General features: G+C 38.0%; 19 protein-coding genes. 8 read left to right on the top strand and 11 right to left on the bottom strand.

What is annotated here, in order from left to right; all coding sequences use genetic code 11:
- Positions 1-59 precede the first annotated feature (59 nt).
- Both BMX11_RS05575 and BMX11_RS05570 read right to left on the bottom strand, forming a co-directional pair.
- The gene (locus BMX11_RS05575; protein WP_090882299.1) at positions 60-2,351 is read right to left on the bottom strand and encodes a GumC family protein; all 2,292 of its coding nucleotides are present in this window, start codon (positions 2,349-2,351) and stop codon (positions 60-62) included.
- 20 nt (positions 2,352-2,371) lie between these two features.
- Entirely contained in the window at positions 2,372-3,130 is a 759-nt protein-coding gene (locus BMX11_RS05570; RefSeq protein WP_090882297.1) for a polysaccharide biosynthesis/export family protein, read from the bottom strand.
- A 105-nt stretch (positions 3,131-3,235) separates the two neighbouring features.
- Here BMX11_RS05570 and BMX11_RS24235 point away from each other — a divergent pair, with 105 nt between their 5' ends.
- The gene (locus BMX11_RS24235) at positions 3,236-3,427 is read left to right on the top strand and encodes a hypothetical protein (RefSeq protein ID WP_090882295.1); all 192 of its coding nucleotides are present in this window, start codon (positions 3,236-3,238) and stop codon (positions 3,425-3,427) included.
- A 566-nt stretch (positions 3,428-3,993) separates the two neighbouring features.
- Entirely contained in the window at positions 3,994-4,653 is a 660-nt protein-coding gene (locus tag BMX11_RS05560; RefSeq protein WP_090882293.1) for a PglD-related sugar-binding protein, read from the top strand.
- Between the two features lie 60 nt (positions 4,654-4,713).
- On the opposite strand, the gene BMX11_RS05555 is transcribed toward BMX11_RS05560, so the two are convergent.
- Positions 4,714-5,106, bottom strand: a complete 393-nt coding sequence (locus BMX11_RS05555) for a response regulator transcription factor (protein ID WP_090882291.1) — start codon at positions 5,104-5,106, stop codon at positions 4,714-4,716.
- Between the two features lie 42 nt (positions 5,107-5,148).
- Positions 5,149-5,913 (bottom strand): DeoR/GlpR family DNA-binding transcription regulator, encoded by a 765-nt coding sequence (locus BMX11_RS05550; protein ID WP_090882289.1) that lies wholly within the window; start codon positions 5,911-5,913, stop codon positions 5,149-5,151.
- A gap of 160 nt (positions 5,914-6,073) precedes the next feature.
- Between BMX11_RS05550 and BMX11_RS05545 the strand changes: the two genes are divergently transcribed.
- The 6 genes from BMX11_RS05545 (at position 6,074) to BMX11_RS05520 (ending at position 13,502) form a co-directional block, all read left to right on the top strand.
- Positions 6,074-7,669: a glycerol-3-phosphate dehydrogenase/oxidase gene (locus BMX11_RS05545; protein ID WP_090882287.1), complete on the top strand. Its 1,596-nt coding sequence runs from the start codon at positions 6,074-6,076 to the stop codon at positions 7,667-7,669.
- Positions 7,670-7,693: 24 nt separating this feature from the next.
- Complete coding sequence (gene glpK / locus BMX11_RS05540) at positions 7,694-9,184, top strand: glycerol kinase GlpK (protein WP_090882285.1); 1,491 nt, start codon at positions 7,694-7,696, stop codon at positions 9,182-9,184.
- Between the two features lie 20 nt (positions 9,185-9,204).
- On the top strand, positions 9,205-9,936 hold the full coding sequence (locus BMX11_RS05535; protein WP_090882283.1) for an MIP/aquaporin family protein: 732 nt from the start codon (positions 9,205-9,207) through the stop codon (positions 9,934-9,936).
- Between the two features lie 539 nt (positions 9,937-10,475).
- Complete coding sequence (locus tag BMX11_RS05530) at positions 10,476-11,165, top strand: 3'-5' exonuclease (RefSeq protein WP_175474479.1); 690 nt, start codon at positions 10,476-10,478, stop codon at positions 11,163-11,165.
- Positions 11,158-13,062 carry a DUF294 nucleotidyltransferase-like domain-containing protein gene (locus tag BMX11_RS05525; RefSeq protein ID WP_090882279.1) on the top strand — a complete coding sequence of 635 codons (1,905 nt, stop codon included), beginning with the start codon at positions 11,158-11,160 and terminating at the stop codon, positions 13,060-13,062. The genes BMX11_RS05530 and BMX11_RS05525 overlap by 8 nt, the downstream gene beginning before the upstream one ends.
- A 110-nt stretch (positions 13,063-13,172) precedes the next feature.
- Positions 13,173-13,502: a YegP family protein gene (locus BMX11_RS05520; RefSeq protein ID WP_090882276.1), complete on the top strand. Its 330-nt coding sequence runs from the start codon at positions 13,173-13,175 to the stop codon at positions 13,500-13,502.
- Between the two features lie 66 nt (positions 13,503-13,568).
- Here BMX11_RS05520 and rplT read toward each other — a convergent pair whose 3' ends face one another.
- From rplT to BMX11_RS05485, 7 genes are all read right to left on the bottom strand, one after another.
- Positions 13,569-13,913, bottom strand: coding sequence for a 50S ribosomal protein L20 (gene rplT / locus BMX11_RS05515; protein ID WP_025144714.1), 345 nt, complete (start codon positions 13,911-13,913; stop codon positions 13,569-13,571).
- Between the two features lie 76 nt (positions 13,914-13,989).
- The gene (gene rpmI / locus BMX11_RS05510) at positions 13,990-14,190 is read right to left on the bottom strand and encodes a 50S ribosomal protein L35 (RefSeq protein WP_090882274.1); all 201 of its coding nucleotides are present in this window, start codon (positions 14,188-14,190) and stop codon (positions 13,990-13,992) included.
- A 29-nt stretch (positions 14,191-14,219) separates the two neighbouring features.
- A complete protein-coding gene (gene infC / locus BMX11_RS05505) occupies positions 14,220-14,789 on the bottom strand; it encodes a translation initiation factor IF-3 (RefSeq protein ID WP_090882272.1) in 570 nt (189 codons plus the stop codon).
- A gap of 17 nt (positions 14,790-14,806) precedes the next feature.
- Positions 14,807-16,732, bottom strand: a complete 1,926-nt coding sequence (gene thrS / locus BMX11_RS05500) for a threonine--tRNA ligase (protein ID WP_090882268.1) — start codon at positions 16,730-16,732, stop codon at positions 14,807-14,809.
- A 286-nt stretch (positions 16,733-17,018) separates the two neighbouring features.
- Complete coding sequence (locus BMX11_RS05495; RefSeq protein ID WP_090882266.1) at positions 17,019-17,918, bottom strand: hypothetical protein; 900 nt, start codon at positions 17,916-17,918, stop codon at positions 17,019-17,021.
- A gap of 169 nt (positions 17,919-18,087) precedes the next feature.
- Positions 18,088-18,825 (bottom strand): (Fe-S)-binding protein, encoded by a 738-nt coding sequence (locus tag BMX11_RS05490; RefSeq protein ID WP_090882264.1) that lies wholly within the window; start codon positions 18,823-18,825, stop codon positions 18,088-18,090.
- A gap of 74 nt (positions 18,826-18,899) precedes the next feature.
- Complete coding sequence (locus tag BMX11_RS05485) at positions 18,900-20,207, bottom strand: MFS transporter (protein ID WP_090882262.1); 1,308 nt, start codon at positions 20,205-20,207, stop codon at positions 18,900-18,902.
- Between the last annotated feature and the right edge of the window lie 50 nt (positions 20,208-20,257).

Genomic DNA, 20,257 nt, shown 5'->3' with positions numbered 1-20,257 from the left:
CAGGTATTCGGTACTGGGTATTCGTTTGGATCTATTATATTACTGCTTTATTGGTAGAATTAGGTAGCCATGGCATAACCATATCCTCCGTAGCTGTATTTCTGGTTCTTTTCTCTCTTGGCATCGTTAAAAACCACCATCGGATTCTTTAACTTATTGTTATCATAAATATCCTTTAAAATAGACAACTGATATTTATTGGTATAATTATATCTCACCAGGTAAATACTCACATCGGCATATTCTGCCAAGCTAAATGCATCTGCCACCTGTCCTACTGGTGAGGTATCGATAATAATATAATCAAAGCGTTCTTTTAGTTCTTCAAAGAGTACATCCATTTTTGGATTCATCATCAATTCTGAGGGATTCTCTGGCGATTTGCCACAACCGATCACAGAGATCTGTTTAGAGATTTTAGTTGGCCTGATAATATCTTCAAGAAAAACTTGATCATCATTCAGATATTCTGTAATTCCGATGGTTTGCTTCAAACCTACTTTGTTCAGCAAATCAGGTTTTCTTAAATCAAATTCAAGTACAACCACTTTCTTATCCAGCATAGCTAAAGTTGTGGCCAGGTTAACACTGAAGAAGGTTTTTCCTTCTCCCTTCATACTGGAGGTTACCAGCATAACCTTGTTTTCTCCGTGGCTAGACATTAAGCCCAGGTTCATCCTGATGTATCTGAACAATTCAGAGATGGTTGAGCGATTATCTTTTTGGAACACAACAGTGCCTTTATCAGTGTTATGAGAAAGTTCTCCCAGCATTTTCACACCAGTAAGCTCAATCATATTCGCATCCTTCACTTTATTATTAAACAAACCTTTAACATAAATAACTCCTGCCGGTACAAGGCAACCAAAAATGAGGCCACACAGGTACAACAATGGTTGTTTTGGGCTATCTGGAATGGTATTATAGGCTGGTTTATCTATAATTTGAGAAGTAGGTACTGTTGCAGAAAGCGACAATGCAGTTTCCTCTCTTTTTTGTAGCAAATATTTGTACAAACCCGATTTAACGCCCTGCTCACGACTTCTTTCCAGCAAACCTCTTTCAATTGTTGGTACAGATTTTATTTTGCTGTCGTATTGCGAATAATTTGCTCTCAAATTTCTTCTTTCGATAACAAAGCCTTGTTTTATACTGCTTAAATTCTCTAAAATATTATCCTTGAGGTTAGCTATCTGCTCATTAATATTAATGACCAAAGGATTTTCTGCATTCGCTGTCCTCAGCATCCTATTTCTTTCAATTTGAAGATCATTGAACTTAGAAATTAATGAATTTAAGATCGGATCTTTCAATCCCATTGCACTAGGAGCCAAATCACTTTGATTTTGTTTGCCCCTGAAGTAATTTTCTACCGTGCGAATAAGTCCCATCTGAACAGCTGAAGCTTCTAACTGCTGGTTGTACTCGCTGGAACGGGCAGCATTCATCTGGGCATCCATATTAATGTCGGTTACCCTGTTTTGTTGCTTGTAAGCCTCTACATCCTCTTCGCCCCCAGTTAAATCTGTAACCAGATATTTTAATCTGTTATCAATAAATTTAATGGTATTTCTGGCAATCGCATTCTTATTGTTAACATTATTGATGTTGTACGTATCGATCAGATCAGTTAAGATATCAATTCCCCTCTGAGGTATGTTATCATTCATGCTGATGGTAATGGTATTGGCATCCTTAACTACAGGAACTATTTTCAGTTTAGCTAAACTAAAAGATTCTGTCATGTTGTACAGGTTTTTAAATTGTACTCTTACCTTTCCAAACTCTTGTTTAAATGCCTCTCCCTTATTTACCTGGATTTGGTAATTCTTATTATTAATAACCTGACCATATTTATAAATATTGGTATTGGTGCTATCCTGAAAAATGAAGGAAATCTCATCCAGATAAGAGATGTTAATCTCTCTGCTGTAAGCGCCTTTGGTTAAGTTAACGGTATGAATTTTAAGAGGGCTGGTTGCGCCATAAAGCTCTTTTTCTCTTAGCCCCTGCTTTTTAAAATAAGCAGTTTCGAGGTTAAGCTTCTTGAGTACTTTATAAATCAGATCTCTGGATCTTAAAATCTCTATTTCATTATCTACAGTTTTAACGGTTTGAAACATATTCAGATCACTAAAAGCCGTGCTATTTGACATTGCAGAGCCATTTTTATCATCTTGAATCAATAACGTACTGCTAATTTTATACTTTGAGGGGGTAATATAAAGGAAGGCATAAACCGATCCTAAACATATTACAATACTCAATAGGAAATAGGGCCATTTTCTGGCAAAGCTTGTTAGTGTTTCCACGAAATCATTAGACCCACTATTTGTGCTTGAAGTTGACATAGCTATATATTTAAGAAACGTTATCTATTTAAAACTGCTGTAATTAATACAGCTACTGCAGAAATGGATGCCACAACTATTGGCATTACCCTGGTGCTGGTACTATATTCTATGGCTTTTGATTTATCTGGCTCTACATAAACAATATCATTCTGTTTAAGATAGAAGAATGGCGAACTCATCACGTCCTGCTCGTTTAGGTTGAGGCGTTTCATCACCCTTCGCCCATCTTGCTGGCGAATAATCAATACATTATCACGCTTACCGTAAACCGTCATATCTCCTGCCATACCCAAGGCTTCTAATAGATTAATATTATCTCCCTGAACAACAAAGTTGGAGGGACGATTAACCTCGCCTATTACGGTAACCTTAAAATTGACCAGTTGAACATCAACTACCGGCTTTTTTACATATTTATCTAATTCTTTAGAAATTACCCCCTGAGCCTGTTCAATGCTTAAACCCTCTACCCTGATATTACCTGCTACAGGCAAATTGATTGTGCCATCCTTAGCTACACGGTATCCATCTACTTTGAAAGAATTTTCAGCGCTAGACATTCTGCTATTTACTGCGAACAATACATTTGATTCTTGATTCAAACTATTTACCGAGATGCTTAATAGGTCGTTCTGTTGAATTTTAACTTCTTGGCTTTGTATTTTTTCTCCAGAGGTTTGTTGTGCCAGATTGCTAAAGTAAACTAGATCTCTTCTAGGGGCACATGCACTAAATACACATGTATATATAACAAGGAATAACGTTAATTTCTTCATGACTTTTAATATTTAGTTTTTGGTTTGATTTATTGAGAACTAAGCTAGGGATTAAAGAGTGAAGGTGTTAGAGCTGGAAGGGTGTTGTATTTAAATTGTATAATAATGAAACAACATTTACAGCATTTCGAATATTTACCTAATAAATTATACAGGATTTGTGAATTATTAAACTCAGGTATTGTGAAAATAAGTTCATGGTTTTTACCAGATAGAGCCATCACTTTGAGGGAAAAAACTAAAAAAAACATACAGTTTCTTCCTAAAACGCTTTTAACATTTAAAAAAGCTACATAATACTACAGAATTTGGGGCTTTTTTTATTGATAGGACAAAAATTTCATTAAAACGTTTTTCCGATATAAAATTTATTATCCATCCCCTATTTACAATCGACAAATACGCAAAACCATTTTAATTAATCGAATTTTATGCGTTTAAACACATTTAAACAAGCATATATTGTCTACTACAGCTTTCCAAACTCCAGGCAAGCAAACCTGGTTAAACTTATATTCATGATTTTTTAACCTTGACTTTACAATCTATTTAAATATTTTTCATTCAAATAGCTGATAATTCTTGGGTATCATTTTCCCGTTAATTATTTGTGAAGCACATATTCACAGTTTTGAAACATTATCAAAATGAAAATCAGCGCCCAATCAGACTATATTATAACTTAAACATAGATGTAATTCAGGTAAAACACTTGTATTAAGCAACATAAACCCATCTCTACAACAAGGAGAATTCCATGTAAAACAAAATATACAACTGCACCACAAAACCGTACAGACTAACAACAATGAATTAAATGGCCATATAGATTGTATATTTTTAGCCAAACTAATTGTTTAATTATGAAAGTAATAATTTATGGAACAGGAAAAATGGCAGAATTTATCTGCTATTCTTTTACTAATGATAGCCCCTACACGGTAGCTGCCTTTTGTGTTGATGATAATTTTATACCCCCACCTGGCACAACACTTTTAGGCATACCTATACTTGGCCTTGATCAGATCAGAGTAGATTTTCCGCCGGAAGACCATAAAATGCACATTGCAATTGGTAGAAATAGCGCCAGGGAAAGTATTTACAATAAGGTAAGCGATTTAGGGTATGGATTTGCCAACTACATTTCATCAAGAGCTCATATCTGGCCAGATTTAGTTGTTGGAAATAATGTTTTTATAGATCAATGCTGTGATATCCACCCATTCGTATCTATTGGCGACAATTGTATGCTTATTGGTGCCCGAATTGGTCACCATTGTACTATAGAGGACAATGTACTGTTATCAGGAAACGTTCTTGCGGGAAATGTAACTGTAAAACACAACTCTTTCTTAGGTATTAATTCGTCCGTTAAAGAAGATATTACCATCGGAACCTACAATATTATTGGTGCTAATGTATTCATCAATAAAAATACAGAAGACCACGCCATTATATCAACACCACCAGCAGCCCAGAGAATTAGTAGCTCGAAGAGATTTGTAATGTTTAATAAAAGCTAATGAAATGCAGAAAATTCACATGATAACACAAAAGGGAACCAATCTGGCTCCCTTTTTTTGTTAGGCTTTTGATGTTCTTTTATCGGCACTCCGGGCCAATTGATCATTAATTCGTTTCAGAATATCATTAATATCGAAAGGCTTACTGATGTAGTCGTCTGCAAAAGCATCTATCGCTTTTTGCTCGCTGTTGTTTTGAGCCGACATTACAATAATCGGTATATGTTTAGTAAAAATATCTGTTTTTAGATCTTCACAAATCTCTGCTCCATTACCATCTGGAAGCATTACATCCAGTAAAAAAAGATCAGGCATGGCATCCTGAATGTTTTTCTTTAAGTCTGCGAATGAAGAAGAAAGCTGTAGTTCATATCCTTCTTCTTTCAAAAGAATTTCAATCACATTTCTAATCTCTTGATCATCCTCTAAAATGTGTATTCGTTTTTTTTCCATATTACAAATAATCGTTTTGGTTCTACCTATAGTTCATTTAAACTATACGATAGTAACAGTAACACCTAAACTCTCTAAATGTTTTACAATTTGTTCAGAAATTCCTTTATCAGTTATGATATGATCTATTTCTTCCAATCCGCAGATTTTCCCGAAGCCTCTTTTACCAAATTTAGTAGAATCTGCCAAAACAATTGTTCGCTGTGATGCATTGATCATTTTTCGGTTTAAATGCGCCTCCATAGCATTGGTGGTGGTTAAACCGAAATCCAAATCAATTCCATCTACCCCTAAAAACAACTTATTAAAATAAAAATCCTGCAAAACATGCTCTGCATAAGATCCCATTACAGAAGATGAACTTTTTCTAAGTAAGCCCCCAAGCTGGATAACTTCTATACTCGGCTCTCTCATCAATTCCAAAGCGACGTTTAGTGCTGAAGTAACCACCGTTAAGTTGGCACCTGAAGTAATGTTTTTGGCAAAGTATAACACCGTAGTTCCACTGGCAATAACGATAGAATCATTGTCGTTTAATAGCGCAGCTGCCGCTGCACCAATTTTATTCTTTTCTGTAGACTGGATTTTCTCTTTTTCGTTAACCGGACGATCAACAGTATATGGGTTATTCATGGTGGCCCCACCATGCGTTCTAAATAAAAGGTTTTTATCTTCAAGGAGTTTTAAATCCTTTCTTATGGTTACAGAAGACACTTTCAATTCCTTGCACAAATCAACTACATTGATATATTGATCTCTTTGTAAGCGCGTAAGGATAAACTGGTGCCTCTCAGCTAAATTCATCATGGTTTCTAAAAAATTATCGGTAACGCAAAATAGCAAATAAACTAATTAAGAAAATCCATTTGCAGAAATATTTAATATTTTTTTAACGTTGATGTTATATTATTTCGATAATGATTTCTTATAATTGCGTATTGTTTCGTTTTATTACACTTGCATTTAAATGAAAAGATTAAATAACCAGGATATTATTTCTAACACCCAATGGGATATGATCATTATTGGTGGTGGAGCAACTGGTCTGGGTACAGCACTGGATGCCGCCAGTAGAGGATTAAAAACCCTGCTTGTAGAGCAATCCGATTTTGCAAAGGGAACTTCCAGCAGGAGTACCAAGCTCGTACATGGCGGTGTACGTTATCTTGCACAGGGCGATATTGCACTCGTTAGGCATGCGCTTAAAGAAAGGGGCCTGTTAGAACAAAATGCCAAACACCTGGTTAAAAAAGAAGAATTCCTCATCCCCTGCTATAGCTGGTTTTCCATTTCGAAATACCTTATCGGATTAACCTTATACGATTGGCTATCTGGCAAGTACAGCTTTGGAAAGTCGAAATTTTTCAATAAAAAGGATACCTTAATTAAAATGCCTGGCATTAAGGCTAAAGGCTTGAGAGGAAGCATCCGCTATTATGATGGAAAATTTGACGATGCACGATTGGCCATCAACATTGCTCAAACCGCTGTAGAACAAGGAGCAACACTCATAAATTACACCAAGGTTATCGGACTTAAAAAATCAGAAGGTGGCGAAATCATCGGAATAAAATCTGAAGATGTACTCACTGGAAAGGTTCACGAGTTTAATGGCCGCGTAGTGATCAATGCAACTGGTGTATTTGTAGATGATATCCTGCACATGAGCGACCCCCTTTCCAAAAAAATGGTTCGCCCGAGCCAGGGTGTTCACATCGTACTGGATAAGAGCTTTTTAAACAGCGAATCGGCCTTAATGATTCCTAAAACTTCTGATGGCAGAGTATTGTTTGCCGTTCCCTGGCACAAACACTTATTGGTAGGAACAACAGATACCCCCTTAAACGAACACAGCTTAGAGCCCAGGGCCTTAACCGAAGAAATTGATTTCATTCTGCAAACTGCCGGAATGTACCTCAACAAAAAACCTGACTATCAGGATATCCTGAGTGTTTTCTCAGGCTTACGACCGCTAGCAGCCCCTACTTCAGGAGATGGCAATAGCACCAAAGAAATTAGCCGCGATCATAAATTAGTTGTTTCAGCAAAAGGCCTGATTACCATTACTGGCGGAAAGTGGACTACCTATCGCCGGATGGCAGAAGAAACAGTGGATTTAGCCATTTCACATGCCGCATTAAATTCGAAAGCATGCGTAACCCACAACCTCCCTATACATGGTTGTGTAGCGAAGCAAGGAGATGAATATTTGGATGTTTATGGCAGCGACAGGACCTTAATTGAACAACTCATGACTGAAAATCCAGAACTGAGTGAAAAAATTATACCGAACTTCCCTTACACAGCAGCCGAAATAGTGTGGGCGGCAAGAAATGAAATGGCCGAAACTGTTGAAGATGTATTAAGCAGAAGACTTAGAATCTTATTTATCGATGCACAGGCTGCTAAAGACATGGCACCCCGGGTAGCTTCCCTCCTAGCAAAAGAGTTACAAGCCGATAAGGACTGGGAAAATAATCAACTGGAAAAATTTAATAAATTAGCCGATGGCTATATATACCATAATGACAGCAAAATTCAAAAAGCTGTTTTATCTTACTAAAACCTAACCAAATTAGTCTACTATATGAGTAAATATATGATGTCTTTCGATCAGGGAACCACAAGTTCGAGGGCAATTATTTTCAATCACGACGGCGAAATTTTAGCCATTGCACAACGAGAGTTTACACAAATATACCCGAACGCAGGTTGGGTAGAGCACGATCCACTGGAAATTTGGTCTACCCAAATTGCAGTTGCTGCAGAAGTAATCGTTAAAGCAGGTTTAAAAGCATCAGACATTAATGCTATTGGCATTACCAACCAAAGAGAAACTACTGTAGTTTGGGATAAAGAAACGGGACAACCTATTTATAATGCCATCGTATGGCAAGATAGACGTACAGCTGCCTATTGCGATGAGATTAAACAGAAAGGATTGGCACCTCGAATTCAAGAGAAAACTGGCTTGATCATAGATTCTTATTTTTCCGCTACGAAAGCCAGGTGGATCCTAGAAAATGTACCTGGCGCAAAAGAAAAAGCAGAAGCAGGTCTACTCGCTTTCGGTACCATAGACAGCTGGTTAATATGGAAACTAACGGCGGGTAAAATTCATGTAACCGATGTAACCAATGCCTCAAGGACAATGCTTTACAACATCAATACTTTATCCTGGGATGAAGAATTGTTAGATCTTTTTGGTATTCCCGCACAAATGCTTCCTGAAGTAAAATCTTCGAGCGAGGTTTACGGTGAAACAGCAGGCAATATCTTAGCTGCAAAAATACCAATTGCGGGCATTGCAGGAGATCAACAGTCGGCTTTATTCGGTCAAATGTGTACCGAAACAGGGATGGTTAAAAACACCTATGGCACAGGTTGTTTTATGTTAATGAATATCGGAGACCAACCAAAAATATCTGCCAATAACCTACTTACAACCATTGCCTGGAAAATCAAAGACGAAGTAAACTATGCTTTAGAAGGAAGCATCTTTATCGGTGGAGCAGTAGTTCAATGGCTTAGAGATGAAATGGGGCTTATTTCAAAATCAGCTGATGTGGAGACGCTCGCACTACAGGTTAAAGATACTGATGGTGTATACGTAGTACCCGCATTTGCCGGATTAGGTGCTCCACATTGGGATCAACATGCCCGCGGCACCATTACCGGTTTAACCCGTGGAACGAATAAATGTCATATCGCAAGAGCAGCTTTAGAGAGTATTGCCTACCAAACCATGGATGTACTAAAGGCTATGGAAGCAGATGCAGGGGTCAACATCGCAGAATTACGTGTAGATGGAGGAGCAACAGCAAATAATTTATTGATGCAGTTCCAGGCAGATTTATTGGCCTGCAAGGTTATTCGTCCGGAGGTGACAGAAGTAACGGCCATTGGTGCTGCCTATTTAGCGGGTTTAGCTACCGGTTTCTGGGAGAGTGTTGATCAAATCCGCTCTCAATGGAAGATTAATAAGACTTTTATTGCCTCACCTGGTATTGACAATAAGGAGAGAATTAAAGGCTGGAACCGTGCGGTGAAGGCTGCAAGGGTAAATGCTGAAGACTAAAACGCTAACGAAAAATTATTATGACAGAATTTGTTGCAGAACTTATTGGCACAGCCCTATTAATCCTATTGGGGAATGGTGTGGTGGCCAATGTCGTTTTAAAAGAAACCAAAGGGAATAGCAGTGGCTGGATAGTGATCACAACCGCTTGGGCGCTAGCCGTTTTTGTAGGCGTTGTAGTTGCGGCTCCATATAGTGGTGCCCATTTAAACCCGGTTGTAACTTTGGCTTTAGCCATTGCCCAGAAATTCGACTGGATAAAAGTACCTTATTACATTTTAGCTCAACTGTGTGGAGCCATAATTGGTTCATTTTTGGTATGGGTAATGTACAAAGACCATTTTGATGCCACAGAGGACCAGGGTTTAAAGGCTGCGCCTTTTGCTACCTCCCCCGCCATAAGAAACTTAAAATCAAACCTTTTCTCCGAAATTATTGGCACGTTCGTATTGATATTCGTCATTTTTTACTTTACCAATGCGGAAATGGGTACAGATAAAACCCCCATTGGCTTGGGCTCACTTGGCGCTATTCCAGTAGCTTTTTTGGTGTGGGTAATCGGCTTAGCTCTTGGAGGTACTACGGGTTATGCCATCAACCCAGCTCGTGATCTAGGGCCAAGGATAGTTCACGCACTAATTCCAATGAAAGGAAAAGGCAGCAGCGACTGGGGATATGCCTGGGTACCCATTATCGGACCCATTATAGGCGCAACGCTAGCAGCCCTGTTCTATTTGGCTTTGAATATCTAAAAAGAATGGCTGCATGAAAAGGTTCTTTGTGCGCTTTTCGGTCAATAACATTAAGGGAATTTAAGGTGCTCCCGCTGGATCTAAGAAGATTGACGCAGAATATGAGTCAAAAATCAACTCGATCTGCGGGAGACCATGTAAATTGAGCACGTCCTAGCGAGACGCTACCAATGCTATTAAGTTAAGCAAAATGGTGTCAGTCTGAGCTCGTCGAAGACCTTCTTAATAAGTCGAAAACTAAAATGAATTGCCCTTCGACAGGCTCAGGATGACAATCCATTTTAGTTTTCTCCTTAAGTTAATAGCATTGGAGACGCTACAAGCAGGATAAGATGCTGAAATAAATTCAGCAGGACGAAATTGGGAAAATCAACTTGATATGCGGGAGACCATGTAAATTAAGTACATCGTAGCGAGACACCACAACCAGGATATACATGCGAAGAAAAATAAACCTTAGGGATTAAAGTCAAAAATATTTACATTTGAAAAGGGCACTTGAAAGCGCCATGTAATTTTCTAACTAAATATTTCTGTCCTTGCAAGAATTTTTCCTAGTTATCGACACCGAAACTTCTGGTTTACCCAAAAACTGGCAAGCACCCTATTCAGCAGAAAATAACTGGCCTTACATTATTCAAATTGCCTGGATTGTTTACGATCAACACCATCAGGAAGTAAAAAGGGAAAACCACTTCATTTACGATCCAAGTATTGCGATTGCCCCTTCAGCAACAAATATTCACCACATTACAAAAGATTTTCTTGCCGCAAATGGGGAAGATAAATCAGCTGTACTAAAATTGCTGCTAAAAGATCTGAAAGCCTTTAAGCCTTTAATCATCGGGCATTTCATTGAGTTCGACCTGCAAATGCTTCATGTAGAACTATATAGAACTGATCAATTTAATCCATTAAATTCATTATCCTATTTCTGTACCATGAAGGCAAGCGAACCGTTTGTGCGTAACCCTAAAATGGAGCAGTTAAAACTGAATGAATTTTACATTGAGCTATTTAACGAAGTTCCCAAGCAGATACACAATGCACTTTCTGATGCTATCCATACGGCAAAAATATTTTTTCATTTAATGAAAATTAACCTGGTAGAACAGGGTGAAAAATCAGATTCTGAAATCTTGAAAACAAACACTTCAAAACCATCTGTTAAATCCTTATCTTCGAGAAGCACCCTATTACGCCTGCTTTCAATATTTTTCTATGGATGAAAAAATAGCATTCCTTCAATCAACACCCCCATTTAATCTTTTATCCAAAGATGATCTTCTTAAGCTAACTGAACAGATAGAAGTATTGTCATATCAACCGAATGAAGTTATTCATCAGCAAAACCATCAAAAATTAAAAGGTATAGAAGTCGTTGTTAGTGGAAGTTTCGAAACCTTTTTTCTGGACAATAAAAATCAACAGCGAAGAATTGAATTTTATCACCCTAGAGAAGTAATTGGCGGCATATCTATATTATTCAACAAAAGAAAACCACTAAAAACGGTTATTTCCAAAGAAGGTAGTACCACCTATTTTATTCCCCGCAAAGAATTTAAGAAGCTTTGTACAGACAACGAAGAGTTTTTCGAGTACTTCGCCAATGATTTTGGAAAAAGAATGCTCGATGAAGAATATGCACACTTTTACAAAAGCAATATTTCATCACAAGATAATTTCCTGCTTGTAGACCAACTCTATTCTACCAAAATCGGAGATATCTCTTATAAAAAAGTGGTAAGTTGCGCGCCGTCCACTCCTATTTTCGAAGCTGCCCTAAAAATGGCAGAGCACAAAACAAGCTGTTTGTTTATTGAGGATCAACCCCAGCAATATATCGGCTTCGTTACAGATATCACGCTTAGAGATAAAGTGATTGGCCAAAGGTTAAGTGCAGATCACCCTATTTCCGAGGTGATGGATGAACACATCATCTCAATTAGTACCGATGCTTATGTATATGAAGCCGTACTCATGATGTTCAGCAGTAAATCACGCTATTTACTGGTCAAAAACGAAGATCAGGTGGTAGGTTTTTTAAGCAGAAACAGATTATTAAGTGAACAGGCCCAATCGCCATTAGTTTTTATTCAATCCGTAAAATCTGCTGTTAATAGCGATGATTTGAGACGGAAATGGCAAAAAGTTCCGGGTATTGTTTCTCAATTACTCAGCAGGGGTGTTCATGCAGAAATTGTAAACGAAGTAGTAACCACTATTGCCGATACTATCTCAACTAAAATTATTGAAGAGGTGATCCAAAAACTGGGTCCCCCTCCTGCTAAGTTTGTTTTTATGGTTTTAGGTAGTGAAGGGAGAAAGGAATTAAGCCTAAAAACCGACCAGGATAATGCGCTGATTTATGAAGACACATCAGCAGAGAGGCGTGCGGCAGTAAGAACTTATTTTCTGGATTTTGCCGGACAAGTATCTGATAAACTGAATGCTGTTGGATTTGTATATTGTAAAGGCGATTATATGGCCTCCAACCCCAATTGGACGCACTCTTTGGCGCATTGGAAGTATAATTACCAAAGCTGGATTGAAGAGGCACTTCCTGAAGCAGCCGTAAAATTTGCAGCTTTCTTTGATTGCAGAGCCATTTACGGAGACTTAGCATTAATGGAGGAATTACGAGCCTTTGTAGATCAGGAACTCCAAAAGCCAATAGAAAAATTCTATGTTTATCTGGCTAAAAATGCACTCCAGTATGAACCGCCACTTACGTATTTCAGAAATATTAAAACACAAAAAGTAGCACAGAAAGAAGTTTTTGATATTAAAACGGCGATGACCCCTATTGTAGATCTCGTTCGGGTATATGCACTCCAAAACCGGATATTTCAAAAGGAAAACACCGGCGAAAGACTTAAAGCGCTGAAAAACTTAAATGTATTTAGCGAAAAGCAGTTTAATGAACTGATGCAATCTTATTATTACCTTATGGGATTGAGGCTGAAACACCAGGCAGATCAAATCAATAATCAAACAGAGCCAGATAATTTCATTGAAATTAATCAGCTCACTAAAATTGAAAAGGTAACGCTGATCGAAATATTCAAAACCATACAAAATTTCCAGAGTGGCATCAAGATGCGCTTCACCAATAGTTTAGGTTAAATTATTCTTAAATCGTTTATACTTATTGTGAATATCTAAAGACTTTAATAACTTTAAGTATCACTCCTATTTATACTATTAATAATTCACCTATATTAAAACTCAAAAAAATGGGAAAATTTGTAATTACGAAACGAAGCAACGGAGAATTTCAGTTTAACCTGAAGGCAGGAAACGGTCAAACAATCCTGGCAAGCGAAGGCTATTCTGCGAAATCAAGTTGCGAAAGTGGAATTGAATCGGTAAGGAAAAATGCTCAGGATGAGAGCAAATTCGAGAAGAAAACTTCTTCTAACGGAAAGTTTCATTTCAATTTGAAGGCCACCAACGGGCAAATTATCGGAACCAGCGAAATGTACGAAAGTACTTCTACCAGAGACAATGGCATTGAATCTGTTCAGAAGAATGCGCCAGATGCAACAGTAGAGGATCAATCTTAAAGCCATAAAAAAAGGGAACCGAATGGGTTCCCTTTTTCAATATGATTATCGCCTGGGCGAAAATTTCTATTTTACTGCATCAATTACAGCTTTGAAAGCTTCTGGGTGATTCATTGCTAAATCAGCCAATACTTTACGGTTTAAACCGATTTCTTTAGAAGCTAATTTTCCAATTAATTGAGAGTAAGAAATACCGTGCTGACGAGCACCTGCATTAATACGTTGGATCCATAATCCGCGGAATTCTCTTTTCTTAACTTTACGGTCACGGTAAGCATATTGCAAACCTTTTTCTACTGTGTTTTTAGCAACAGTATAAACCTTACTTCTTGCACCCCAATAGCCTTTAGCTAAATTAAGGATTTTCTTTCTTCTTCTTCTCGAAGCTACTGCGTTTACCGAACGTGGCATGTTGTTGTTGTTTTTTGGTAAGCGGCGCCCTTGTTAATAAGGAACTTTAATGCCTGATACCTGGTGAATTAATAAATTACTTTCCGATACAAAGCATACGTTTAACGTTACCTGAATCTGCATCAGTTACGATGCTAGCATGACCTAGGGCACGTTTACGTTTTGTACTCATCTTAGTTAAGATGTGACTTTTGTATGCATTGTTTCTTTTGATTTTACCTGTTCCAGTAAGCGAAAAACGCTTTTTAGCACTGGAATTGGTTTTCATTTTTGGCATAACCTGTTTTTTAATTTATAAACCTATTTTTATTTTTTTGCAACTTTAGGTGCAACTGTTAAGAACATACGTTTACCCTCTAACTTAGGCAACAACTCTACTTTCCCAACTTCTTCTAACGCCTGAGCGAATTTTAACAATAAAATCTCTCCCTGCTCTTTATAAACAATTGCTCTACCTTTAAAATGCACATAAGCTCTAACCTTCTCACCGTTCTCCAGAAAGCTAATGGCATGTTTTAATTTAAATTGAAAATCGTGGTCGTTGGTATTAGGACCGAAACGAATTTCTTTAATAACAGTTTGCTTAGCATTTGCTTTAATCTCTTTTTGCTTTTTCTTCTGCTCGTAAACAAACTTGCTATAATCAATAATCCTACAAACAGGAGGAACTGCATTGGGAGAAATCTCCACTAAATCCAACTCCAATTCATCAGCAAGTGACAAAGCTTTGGCCAAAGGATAAATTCCTGGCTCAACATTATCGCCAGCTAAACGCACTTCAGGCGATTTGATAAACTGATTAATGTTATGCTCTGCTTCTTTTTTCTTAAAAGGCGGACGTGGCCCCCTGTTAAATCCTGGTCTTCCTAATGCCAATTTGTATTATTTAATTTTTAAACTGTTATTTCTTTTATTAATAAATTGTTGAACTCCTCCAACGTCATTTCGCCTAAATCGCCCTCGCCGTGTTTTCTTACTGAAACTTTACCTTCAGCCATCTCCTTATCGCCTATAATAAGCATGTAAGGGATTTTTTTAACTTCTGCATCGCGAATTTTACGACCAATTTTCTCATCTCGGAAGTCAATCAGCCCGCGAATATCGGAATTATTTAGTTCATCTAAAACTTTTTTTGCATATTCTTCATATTTTTCTGAAATAGGAAGAATGATAAATTGTTCCGGACTTAACCACAGCGGGAAGTTTCCAGCGCAATGCTCAATCAATACGGCAATAAAGCGTTCTAAAGAACCAAATGGCGCTCTGTGAATCATCACAGGTCTGTGTTTCTGATTATCGCTACCAGTATATTCCAGTTCAAAGCGTTCTGGCAAATTGTAATCTACCTGAATAGTTCCCAACTGCCATTTTCTACCCAAAGCATCCTTAACCATAAAATCCAGTTTCGGACCGTAGAAGGCTGCCTCGCCATATTCGACAACAGTATTTAAACCTTTTTCTGCTGCTGCTTCAATAATCGCATTTTCAGAAAGCTTCCAGTTTTCATCAGAACCGATGTACTTGCCTTTATTTTCCGGATCGCGAAGTGAAACCTGTGCAGTATAGTTATCAAAACCTAGTGATTTGAATACGTAAAGCACCAAATCAATTACTTTTTTAAATTCTTCCTTTACCTGCTCTGGCATACAGAATAAGTGGGCATCATCCTGAGTAAATCCACGTACACGGGTTAAACCATGTAATTCGCCACTTTGCTCATAACGGTATACAGTACCAAACTCTGCAAAACGAACCGGAAGGTCTTTGTAAGAACGTGGTTTGGTTTTATAAATCTCGCAGTGGTGCGGACAGTTCATTGGCTTTAAGAAAAACTCCTCTCCTTCTTGTGGCGTTTTAATCGGCTGAAATGAATCTTTACCATATTTCTCCCAGTGACCTGAAGTTACATAGAGATTTTTGTGACCAATATGCGGCGTTACCACTTGCTCATATCCGGCTTTAGCTTGTGCTTTTGTTAAGAAATTCACTAAACGCTCGCGCAAAGCAGTACCTTTTGGCAACCACAATGGCAATCCCATACCTACTTTTTCAGAGAAAGCAAATAGTTCTAATTCCTTACCTAATTTACGGTGATCGCGCTTTTTAGCTTCCTCAATCATTTGAAGATACTCTGTAAGCTCACTTGCCTTAGGGAAGGTTACGCCGTAAATACGGGTTAACTGCTTTTTAGTTTCATCTCCACGCCAATAAGCACCTGCAACATTCATCAATTTTACAGCTTTTACAAAACCTGTATTTGGAATATGCGGCCCACGGCATAAATCTGTAAACTGACCTTGAGTATAAAAAGTAATCTTTCCATCTTCTAAGCCATCAATCAAATCAAGCTTGTACTCATCGCCTTTTTCCGTAAAATACTTAATCGCATCAGCTTTGCTTACACTTTCTCTGGTGAAAGTTTCCTTTTGCTTAGCCAATTCAATCATTTTGGTTTCAATGGCCTTGAAATCATCTGAAGAAAACTCTCTGTCTCCAAAATCTACATCGTAATAAAAACCAGTTTCAATTGCAGGACCAATGCCAAACTTAGTGCCTGGATATAGTGCCTCAAGTGCTTCTGCCATTAAGTGAGCTGAAGAATGCCAGAAAGTGGCTTTTCCTGCGGTATCATTCCAGGTCAATAATTTTACTGAAGAATCAGACTCGATTGGTCTTGTTGAATCCCAAACTTCTCCATTAACTTCTGCAGCTAATACGTTACGGGCTAAACCCTCAGAAATGGATAATGCAATTTGATGGGCTGAAGTGCCCTTTTCGTACTGACGAACTGAGCCGTCAGGTAAAGTAATGTTAATCATCTACAACTATGATTTTGTCCTCTATTTTGAAATTTTCGGACGGTTATAAAAAAAAGTTAGTTCTAAATCACATACCAAGTGATCTGTAATTGTTGCGAAGATAAGGAATTTATCGGAAAGGGAGAAGTGTCTCTGGTAAATGGTTGGGGTAAAAAAAATGGTCTGTATCACACAGGCCATAGGTTCAAATCGGGGTTCGTCACCCTGAATTTATTCCAGGGGACTCACAAAAATAAAATGGTATAAGTGGTCTGTGTGCCACAGACCTTGGCTATTTAAAATGGCTTTATTGCCCCATAATCATTACTCTTCCGCCACCATTACCCCCGGGTCTGTTTCCTCTGAAACGTTTCATCATACTCTCCATTTTAGTTTTATATTCCTCTGCTGTAATTGGTTTTGCTTTTTTAGGAGCCGTTACATCCTTACTGCTTACCCCTCTGTAATCAATGCTGGTTGCCACTGTACGATTTCCCCTGCCCTCTATGGCTAAAACGGCACCTTCAGTCCACATATTGGGATTTGGCGAAAAGTTAAACCCTAAATCATTGGTATACCAGATGCGGGTTTCTTCAGTTACATCTCTTTCAATATCTAAAAGCTTAATTGAACGAGTGGATTTAACAATTACCTGGTGACAGGTAAATCCGATAATTTGTTTAGTCGAATCCGTTTTAACAATTTCAATTTTAGGAGGTGCTACAGGCTTCGGTCTTGTGGTATCTCCAGGAGCTCCACCGCCCATTCTAAACGAGTTTACAGGACCAGTAGTAGACAACGTTAGTTTACCTGGCATAAAGTAAGTCGTATCATTCAAATCGAAAACCTCAGTAAGGCTTTTGTCTGCAAAAACATAATAGTATTCGCGGTTGCCGCCTGCGCCACCAAAACGCATCATCATTCTGCCCATACCGCCGCCACCGCCTCCGGCACCATTGCTATCTTCAATATCTTCTACAGGCATATAACTGGCGTTGGTTGCTGTAAATAGTAATTCAAAATTAGTTTTACTTGAAGAAGGCATCCGGGCTTTCATTTGATCGGTTAGCTGAATACCACTTGATGCAGCCATTGCCGCAGGATCTACCGTTGCTTCGAACTGTATGGCTCCAGAACTTTTTTTCTGTGCATTGGCTACAGAAACAATGGAACATACGCTTAATAAAGCGAATAATATTTTTTTCATTTTTTATTGATTTTGTCTTGTTATGCAAAGTACCATCATGGCGCTATATCCATGACCTGATTAACTTAGATGCATAACCACTAAAATGGTTTAAACAAAGTTATTATTGTTGCAACACAAAGCGAGTTAAAAAGTGTTAAATAACTGCTGTTCAGACGTAAAAAAACAGCTAATATTCGGTACTCTCCAACCAACCATTGGTTAAAACATCAGCTATATGCATGGTTTTTATAGCGATATTATTTTTATCGATATAGCCTTGAAGATGCAACAAACAAGATAAATCGGTAGAGATGATATAATCTGCATTTTGTGCAAGGGCATGATTAATTTTTTGTTCGGCCATGGCAGATGAAATGGCATCGAACTTTACGGCAAAAGTACCCCCAAAACCGCAGCACATATCGGTATCCTGCATTTCGATCATCTCCAATCCATGGACTTTAGAAAGCAGTTGACGGGGCTCATCCTTAATTTTACATTCACGAAGCGCACTGCAAGAGTCATGATATACAGCCTTCCCTTCTAACTCTGCCCCGAAATAATCCTTTTTGGCGATATTCACTAAGAAATCAGACAGTTCCCAGATATTGGCTTGTAAACTGCGGCATTTGTTATGCACAATGGTATTGGTGAACAGATCATTATAGCCCCCCTTAATCATCCCCACACAAGAGGCCGAAGGTGCTACAACATAAGTATTTTCGGTAAAATCGTTTAAAAATTTTGTACCCACCTGCTTGGCTTCATCCCAGTAACCAGCATTGTAGGCTGGCTGACCGCAGCAGGTTTGTTTAGAATTGTAGGTTACATCGCAACCCGATTTCTCTAATAGCCTGAGCGTATTAAAGGCGGTTTCGGGATATAACTGATCTACAAAACATGGGACAAACAATTCTACTTTCATCTATTATTTTTGACGTTTTTATAGGAATGATGAGGATAAGCCTTCACCAATAAACATTTCTTAAGCCTGCAAACTTACAATTTTACCAATTCTTTACCCTCGATTTTCTTCAAGAATAACAAAAAGATTAATCCAATGATAAAAAATGATGCCAGGGCGATAATTGAGTAACGGATATTTCCGGTTAAATCTTCTATATAAGCAAAACTAAATAAACCAATTACAATGGCCAGTTTTTCGGTAACATCATAAAAACTAAAGAATGAGGTACTATCCGGGGTGTTTTGAGGCAAATATTTAGAATAGGTTGAGCGGGACAATGATTGAATTCCCCCCATAATTAATCCTACAATGGCGGCCAAAGCATAAAATTGATATTCGGTTGCAATATTATAGCCATAAATGCAACAGCCTATCCAAATGAGCACAACCATAATAAGGACATTTATATTACCTATTTTCTTCGCTAAAAAGGACATTAACAGTGCTCCCGGTATAGCTACCAATTGGATAATCAGGATTACGGCAATCAACTTAGCTGTTCCTAATTTTAATGTTTTCTCGGCAAAACCAGCAGCGGCCAGCATAATGGTTTGAACACCCATAGAATAAAAAAAGAAAGACAATAAAAATCCTTTCAGTTTCTTAATCTGTTTCAACTGCCCCCATACTTTGGTTAGCTCTCCAAATCCATCCTTAATGATATTTGTTTTCACTTTATCTAATTGCGGCTTTCCATTGGGAAGAACTGAAAACGGAATCTGCGAAAATGCAATCCACCAAACACCCACCAGTAGGAATGATAATCGAGGAGGAAAAGATTCATCCACTATACCAAACCACTCTGGTTTTAATACAAATAAGAAACAGATGATTTGCAGGAGTACGGAACCGATATAACCATATGAAAATCCTTGCGCACTCACCCTATCCTGGTGCTCTTCGGTTGCAATTTCGGGAAGGTAGGAATTACTAAATAGTACCCCGCCAATATAGCCCATAGCCGCTAAAACAAAGAAAACTATGCTCATTTGCAAGGTATCTAACTTAAAAAAATACAAGCCAATACAAGCCATCCCTCCCATATAGGTAAAGAATTTCATGAATGATTTTTTGTTTCCTCTCCTATCTGCAATGGATGATAAAATGGGCAAAAGCAGCGCCATAACCAAATAAGCAAAAGACAGCGCATAATTGGAGAGAGAGGTGTTAACAAAGGTTCTTCCAAAGAAAACCACTTTATCTCCATGTTCCTTGGTGGTGGTGATGATGGTATAGTAAGCAGGAAAAATTGTTGAGGTAATAACTAAATTATAGGCGGAGTTTGCCCAATCAAAGAATGCCCATGAACGGATGGTTTTCTTGTTGTTTTTTTGTATCATTTTTTTTGGGAATGACGGTGTGGTTTAGTTTGTTTGTTAAACTGTTGAAT

Origin of the sequence: Pedobacter rhizosphaerae (assembly GCF_900111155.1) — a bacterium.
GTDB lineage: Bacteria > Bacteroidota > Bacteroidia > Sphingobacteriales > Sphingobacteriaceae > Pedobacter > Pedobacter rhizosphaerae.
Note: the sequence above shows the minus strand (reverse complement) of the source record. Positions and strands in the feature narration are given on the sequence as shown.

Excerpts from the sequence above, each read along its gene's own strand:
- rplT (WP_025144714.1), bottom strand. The coding sequence starts at position 13,913 with ATGCCACGTTCGGTAAACGCAGTAGCTTCGAGAAGAAGAAGAAAGAAA.
- thrS (WP_090882268.1), bottom strand. The coding sequence starts at position 16,732 with ATGATTAACATTACTTTACCTGACGGCTCAGTTCGTCAGTACGAAAAG.
- BMX11_RS05560 (WP_090882293.1), top strand. The coding sequence starts at position 3,994 with ATGAAAGTAATAATTTATGGAACAGGAAAAATGGCAGAATTTATCTGC.
- glpK (WP_090882285.1), top strand. The coding sequence starts at position 7,694 with ATGAGTAAATATATGATGTCTTTCGATCAGGGAACCACAAGTTCGAGG.
- BMX11_RS05555 (WP_090882291.1), bottom strand. The coding sequence starts at position 5,106 with ATGGAAAAAAAACGAATACACATTTTAGAGGATGATCAAGAGATTAGA.
- BMX11_RS05495 (WP_090882266.1), bottom strand. The coding sequence starts at position 17,918 with ATGAAAAAAATATTATTCGCTTTATTAAGCGTATGTTCCATTGTTTCT.
- BMX11_RS05535 (WP_090882283.1), top strand. The coding sequence starts at position 9,205 with ATGACAGAATTTGTTGCAGAACTTATTGGCACAGCCCTATTAATCCTA.
- BMX11_RS05525 (WP_090882279.1), top strand. The coding sequence starts at position 11,158 with ATGGATGAAAAAATAGCATTCCTTCAATCAACACCCCCATTTAATCTT.
- BMX11_RS24235 (WP_090882295.1), top strand. The coding sequence starts at position 3,236 with ATGAAACAACATTTACAGCATTTCGAATATTTACCTAATAAATTATAC.
- rpmI (WP_090882274.1), bottom strand. The coding sequence starts at position 14,190 with ATGCCAAAAATGAAAACCAATTCCAGTGCTAAAAAGCGTTTTTCGCTT.
- BMX11_RS05575 (WP_090882299.1), bottom strand. The coding sequence starts at position 2,351 with ATGTCAACTTCAAGCACAAATAGTGGGTCTAATGATTTCGTGGAAACA.
- BMX11_RS05485 (WP_090882262.1), bottom strand. The coding sequence starts at position 20,207 with ATGATACAAAAAAACAACAAGAAAACCATCCGTTCATGGGCATTCTTT.
- BMX11_RS05490 (WP_090882264.1), bottom strand. The coding sequence starts at position 18,825 with ATGAAAGTAGAATTGTTTGTCCCATGTTTTGTAGATCAGTTATATCCC.
- BMX11_RS05550 (WP_090882289.1), bottom strand. The coding sequence starts at position 5,913 with ATGATGAATTTAGCTGAGAGGCACCAGTTTATCCTTACGCGCTTACAA.
- BMX11_RS05570 (WP_090882297.1), bottom strand. The coding sequence starts at position 3,130 with ATGAAGAAATTAACGTTATTCCTTGTTATATATACATGTGTATTTAGT.
- BMX11_RS05545 (WP_090882287.1), top strand. The coding sequence starts at position 6,074 with ATGAAAAGATTAAATAACCAGGATATTATTTCTAACACCCAATGGGAT.
- BMX11_RS05520 (WP_090882276.1), top strand. The coding sequence starts at position 13,173 with ATGGGAAAATTTGTAATTACGAAACGAAGCAACGGAGAATTTCAGTTT.